This is a genomic window from Pseudomonadota bacterium (genome assembly GCA_022361155.1).
Lineage (GTDB): Bacteria > Myxococcota_A > Polyangia > Polyangiales > JAKSBK01 > JAKSBK01.
Genome location: JAKSBK010000572.1, coordinates 1 through 1,797 on the forward strand (window position 1 = coordinate 1; position 1,797 = coordinate 1,797).

3 protein-coding genes are annotated in these 1,797 nt (G+C 37.6%); 2 read left to right on the plus strand and 1 reads right to left on the minus strand.

Annotated features, from left to right (window positions below; all coding sequences use genetic code 11):
* Nucleotides 1-620: glycosyltransferase family 2 protein (locus MJD61_21410; GenBank protein MCG8557816.1), on the minus strand; the 620-nt coding region annotated here is incomplete at its 3' end.
* Nucleotides 621-855: 235 nt separating this feature from the next.
* On the opposite strand from MJD61_21410, the gene MJD61_21415 reads away from it, so the two are divergent.
* Nucleotides 856-1,602 (plus strand): T9SS type A sorting domain-containing protein, encoded by a 747-nt coding sequence (locus tag MJD61_21415; GenBank protein MCG8557817.1) that lies wholly within the window; start codon nucleotides 856-858, stop codon nucleotides 1,600-1,602.
* Between the two features lie 3 nt (nucleotides 1,603-1,605).
* The coding region (locus tag MJD61_21420) for a hypothetical protein (protein ID MCG8557818.1) at nucleotides 1,606-1,797 on the plus strand (192 nt) is incomplete at its 3' end.

The following is a 1,797-nucleotide window of genomic DNA, read 5'->3' on the forward strand; positions in this document are numbered from 1 at the left end:
AGAAATGATCCAAATTCATTCAACAAATTAAGGTTTGAAATTTTAGATGCTGAAATATTATCCCTGACGTATACCGTGTGTGTGAGAATCTTTAAGTTTTTTCTGGATATCAACTTAAGGATTTCAAGATCAATAAGGTAGCGGTTGGTCTTAGTTTCCAGGATTACATTTCTTCCCCGTTCACTAAAGGCCTTAAGGCCACATTGTGTATCATTTGTTGGAAGTCTCAGGATAATCCGATTTAGAGAACGTAGGATCTTTGAGATTTTTCTTCTCCTCACGGGCAGGGTTTCATAGTACGATTCTTCCCTTATTCCAATTACTGCATCGCTGCCGGTGCTAAAAATCAATTGTATTAAAGAGGCCATACTTTCAGTTGTATACGGAAAGTCATAATCCGTAAACATTACAAATTTGCTCTTTGAAGCAGCGAAACCAGTTCTGAGAGCATGTCCTTTTCCCTTATTTTCAGAATAGGAAAAATACCTTGTTCGAGGAAGAGTATTTTCGATCTTATTCAATTCATTCGTCAGGTCCCGGCTACTCCCGTCATTGACGATTATTAGATGGATAATGTAATCTGGCGGAAGTGAATTAACGAGTAGATTGTACCTCTTGATCAGACCTTCTTCCCATCCGGATCCAGGATTATAAACAGGTAAGATTATATCAAGAGTTGGTTGGTTGATGTTGAAATTTTTCGCAAAGAAACAAAAAGAATCTTTTGATCAATATTTGTCAACATTTAAAAAAAATGGGTTTAAGTAAAATACAATTCTGAATATTCTGTTAATTTTAAAGAAACCCGGACCTACTTCCCATTGAGTTTATATTAAATCCAATAATTTGTTTTATATGAGAAAGCTCATTTGCTTGCTGCTATTTATTGGGATATACACATGCGGAAATTCCCAGTGTTTTGAGGATCGTCACAATACTTCATACACTGACGCATGGATATCCTGTCAGAAGAAAATAAATCCAAATCCGGAAAGGCCAATAAGTCATTGGGTAAGATATGACTTTGGTCATCTGTATTCACTTGGACAGATGCATATCTGGAATTGTAATGTTGCGAACCAATTGAATATGGCAATAAAGACATGCGCTATTGATTATTCGGAAGATGGAATAAATTGGACAGAGTGGGGGGTCATAGAATTATCACAGCCAGAAGCTTCTGGTTTTTACGAGGGCGATCCGGGTCCGGATTTTGATGGATTAAAGGCGAGATATCTCCTGCTTACCGTTCTTGAGAATTATGGTGCCAATTGTGCAAGCTTAAGTGAGATCAGGATAGAAACGTCAGGCTTGGCTACAAGTACTTATGATCATGAAATACTTGGCCTGGAGCTGAATGTTAGACCAAATCCGGCATCAGACATTGCCACCATTATAGTCTCAAGTGATGAGAATTTCGATGCACGTTTTGAATTACACGATCTCAAGGGTAGAGAGATAAATTCAGGCAATGTAAATGTATTTCAAGGTGAAAACACGATTCCCCTATCCGTCGCCCACCTTTCAAATGGCAATTACATATTCTCCATTTTCAAGGATAATAGGAAATCCTCTATTCAGATAACAATAATAAATAACTAGATCATGGATAGAATTCAAACAACGACAATAAGATTCACCCTTGGACTTTTAGTTATTACCCTAATTTCTCTTCGGGGATTCAGCCAGTATACGGATTATTTAGGAGCTGGTCACAACCATGGGATCAGTGTAATCTCAAGCCATAATAGCGGATCATCATCTGCCATGAAGTCTATAAATGGAGATGGAATGGAT

Excerpts from the sequence above, each read along its gene's own strand:
- MJD61_21415 (MCG8557817.1), top strand. The coding sequence starts at position 856 with ATGAGAAAGCTCATTTGCTTGCTGCTATTTATTGGGATATACACATGC.